The organism is Bradyrhizobium sp. Ken64 (assembly GCF_055807555.1).
Genome location: NZ_JBVVPA010000149.1, coordinates 1 through 233, shown reverse-complemented (window position 1 = coordinate 233; position 233 = coordinate 1). Strand labels below are relative to the sequence as shown.

The window sequence follows — 233 nt, the reverse complement described above, 5'->3', positions numbered from 1 at the left end:
GGGCCATGGCGACAATGGCGCGGATGATTTCAGCGTCATTGGGATCGTGAGTCGCGTCGCGCACAAACGACTGGTCGATTTTCAGTGCATCCACCGGCCAGCGCTTGAGGTAGGTCAGGGACGAATAACCGGTGCCAAAGTCATCCATCGCAAAGCTCACTCCCAGTTTTTTCAGGCGCCGCATCTTCATCACCGTGTCATCCAGGTTCTGGATCACGATGCCTTCAGTGATT

General features: G+C 55.4%; 1 protein-coding gene. It reads right to left on the bottom strand.

Translation table 11 applies throughout. From position 1 onward, the window contains the following. Nucleotides 1-217 (bottom strand): EAL domain-containing protein (locus tag AC0L2F_RS36005; RefSeq protein WP_473251558.1); only part of this gene is annotated, 217 nt, incomplete at its 3' end. Between the last annotated feature and the right edge of the window lie 16 nt (nucleotides 218-233).